This window comes from Streptomyces sp. NPDC093544, from assembly GCF_040683495.1.
Lineage (GTDB): Bacteria > Actinomycetota > Actinomycetes > Streptomycetales > Streptomycetaceae > Streptomyces.
The window spans coordinates 1-3,127 of the sequence record NZ_JBFBEA010000074.1; the positions used below are offsets into that span (position 1 = coordinate 1).

The window sequence follows — 3,127 nt, forward strand, 5'->3', positions numbered from 1 at the left end:
AACTCGGCCAGGGCCCAGTCGTCGCGCGGGAAGTGCGCGGGCACCCAGTCCATGAGGACGCCTATCCCGGCCTGGTGGAGTGCGTCGACGAGGTACTTGAAGTCGTCGGGGGTGCCGAGCCGGGCGGTGGGCGCGTAGAAGCCGGTGACCTGGTAGCCCCATGACCCACCGAAGGGATGCTCGGCCACCGGCATCAGCTCCACATGCGTGAAGCCCAAATCGGCGACATACGCGGGGAGTTGGTCGGCCAGCTGACGGTACGTCAACCCCGGGCGCCACGACGCCAGATGAATCTCGTAGACAGAGAACGGCGCCTCGTGCGGCGGCCGAACGCCCCGCCCGGCCATCCACTCCTCGTCCCGCCACGCATAGTGGGACTCGGTGACGATCGACGACGTCTTGGGCGGCACCTCGGTGCGCCGGGCCATCGGATCAGCGCGCTGGGTATGCGAACCGTCGGCGCGGGTGATGTCGAACTTGTAGAGCTCGCCCTCGCCGATCGTGGGCACGAACAGTTCCCACACCCCGGAGGAACCGAGCGACCGCATCGGGTACGCCGTGCCGTCCCAGAAGTTGAAGGTGCCGGCCACCCGGACGCCGCGCGCGTTCGGCGCCCAGACCGTGAAGCGGGTGCCGGTCACGCCCTGGTGCACCATCGGCTCGGCGCCGAGCGCCCGCCACAGCTGCTCATGGCGGCCCTCGCCGAACAGATGCAGGTCGAGCTCGCCGATCGCGGGCAGGAAACGGTACGCGTCCTCGGTGTCCTGGACCGTCCCCTCGTACGACACGAGCAGTCGGTACGACGACGGTACGGCGCGCAGTGGCAGCAGGCCCGAGAAGAAACCGTCCCCGTCGTCCTGGAGCTCGGCCCGCAGCTCGTCCGTCACGACGGTCACGGCCAGCGCGTACGGGCGGAAGGCCCGGAAAGCCACGCCGCCGGGTACGGGATGGGCCCCGAGCACCCCGTGCGGATCGTGGTGCGTGCCGCTGAGCAGCCGCTCGCGGTCGCCGGGGTACACACCCGCGAACACGGGAGCGCTGTCGGCGGCAGGCTGCGGATCTGCCTCCCGAGTCTTCTTCGAAGCCTTGGCGACTTTGCCCTCCGCCTTGCTCTCCGCCTTGCTCTCCGTCTTGTTCTCCGACTTGTTCTCAGTGGCCTTCTTGCCACCGTCCGTCTTGGGTTTTTTGGCCGTCGCTTTTCCCTCGGCGGCAGCCTTGTTCTTCGCGCCGGTCTTCTTCGGACTGTCGTCGGACGAGGGACGGGGCGTCACGGGCAGGGCCTCCTGGGAAACGATGAAGGGCGAGGGACGGGGACGGTCAAGGGGCGCCGGCGTCCGCCGCGAGCCGGCGCACCGCCGCCAGCGGTACGGGGAGCCAGTCGGGACGGTGCCGGGCCTCGTACACGACTTCGTACACCGCCTTGTCCGTCTCGTAGGCGCGCAGCAGTACGGGGTCGGTGCGCGGGTCGACTCCGGTGACCTCGGCGTATCCGGTGCAGAACGCGGCCCGGCAGGTGTCGGCCCAGCCGGGTGTCAGAGGGTGGTGCGAGTGGGCCGCGTAGTCGAAGGAGCGGAGCATTCCCGCGATGTCCCGCGCCGGGGGCTGCGGCAGTCGGCGTTCGGCGAGCGGCTTCGAAGGCTCGCCCTCGAAGTCGATCAGCGACCACTCCCCGGACGGGGAACGCAGACACTGCCCGAGGTGCAGATCGCCGTGGATGCGCTGCGCGGTCCAGGCGCTGCCCTCGGCGGCCAGGCCGGCCAGCGCCTCGAAGGCGGTACGCAGGCCGGGAGCGTACGGACGCAGCGCAGGCACCGCCTGCGTGGCCGCGTCCAGGCGCTGGGTCATTCCGTCGACGAGCGGCTTCATCTGTGCGTGGCCCAGTGTGACCGTGGGCAGCGTGCGGGCGAGCGCCGTGTGCACCTCGGCGGTGGCGCGGCCCAGCGCCCGTGCCTCGGCGCCGAAGTCCGCGCCCTTGGCGAGCTCGCGCAGCGCCAGCTCCCAGCCGTCCGTCGCACCCCGGACGAAGGGCTGCAGCACACCGAGGGTGTACGTCTCCCCACCCAGTTCCGCGAGCATCCACGCCACCGGCGCCGGCACCCGGGCGCAGCCCTCCCGGGACAGCAGCAGCGGCAACTCCAGGTCCGGGTTGGTCCCCGGCACGATCCGTCGCAAGAGCTTCAGAATGAACGTATCTCCGTAGACGACCGACGAGTTCGACTGCTCCGACGTCACCAGCCGCGGCACCAGGCCGTCCCGGATGATCTGGCCGCCCCGGCTCTCCTCGCGCCCATCACGCTCGAAGCGCAGGTCGCCGATCTGGGCCCGGGTGCGCAGGGCTTCCAGGAGTACGTCGGCGGGGCGCGCGTCGTGCAGCGCCTCGTACACCGTGAGGCCGGCCAGCGGGCCTTCCTCCAAGTGACCGATCAGCGCGGGCGCGAGCCTCGGTGGCAGTGCCTCGCGTACGCCGATCAGCAGCTGGTAGCAGTCGCTCGGGTGCGGGAGCGCGCCCTGCGCCGGGGTGAGTGGCTGATGGGCGCGCACGAGAAGGTGGAGCAGGCCGAGGGGCCGGCCGGTCGGCGGCAGCAGTTCCGTGGCCGACACCAGGGAGAACCCGGTCACCGGACGGCCCTTGCCCGCGAACCAGCGCTGCCGGGGCAGCCACTCCCGCAGCAGTGGATCGAGGGACGCGAGCAGCTCGGGGCGTGCGACCGGAGCCGAGGCAGAGTGGGTTGCTGCTTCCGACATGGCGTCGCGTCCTTTCCCCGGAGACCCAGGGACCCGGGGATCCGGAGGCCCGGACACCCAGGACCCGGAGATCCTGGGAGGCCGGGGGAGTCGGGGTGTTACTCATGCGTGCCCAGGGCGGGGCGGGGGAAACCGCCCCGCTTCAGTTCTAGACCGCGTCCTTGCGGAGCCGGAACCAGTAGAAGCCGTGACCTGCGAGGGTGAGCAGATACGGCAGGTCACCGATGGCTGGGAAGCGTACCCCGCCGATCAGCTCGACGGGATGCCTCCCATTGAACGCGCTCAGGTCCAGTTCTGTCGGTTGGGCGAAGCGGGAGAAGTTGTGGACGCACAGGACGAGGTCGTCCTTGTATTCGCGCAGGAAGGCGATGACGGCGGGGTT

The 3,127-nt window shown here is 70.5% G+C and carries 3 protein-coding genes; all 3 read right to left on the reverse strand.

All coding sequences use genetic code 11. The features are described 5' to 3' along the window. Positions 1–1,271, reverse strand: a 1,271-nt coding sequence (locus tag AB0N66_RS42405) for an alpha-amylase family glycosyl hydrolase (RefSeq protein ID WP_365446352.1), incomplete at its 3' end; no start/stop codon positions are given. Positions 1,272–1,317: 46 nt separating this feature from the next. Next, positions 1,318–2,745 carry a phosphotransferase gene (locus AB0N66_RS42410; RefSeq protein ID WP_365446355.1) on the reverse strand — a complete coding sequence of 476 codons (1,428 nt, stop codon included), beginning with the start codon at positions 2,743–2,745 and terminating at the stop codon, positions 1,318–1,320. A 148-nt stretch (positions 2,746–2,893) separates the two neighbouring features. Beyond that, positions 2,894–3,127 (reverse strand): alpha-glucosidase C-terminal domain-containing protein (locus AB0N66_RS42415; protein WP_365446358.1); only part of this gene is annotated, 234 nt, incomplete at its 5' end.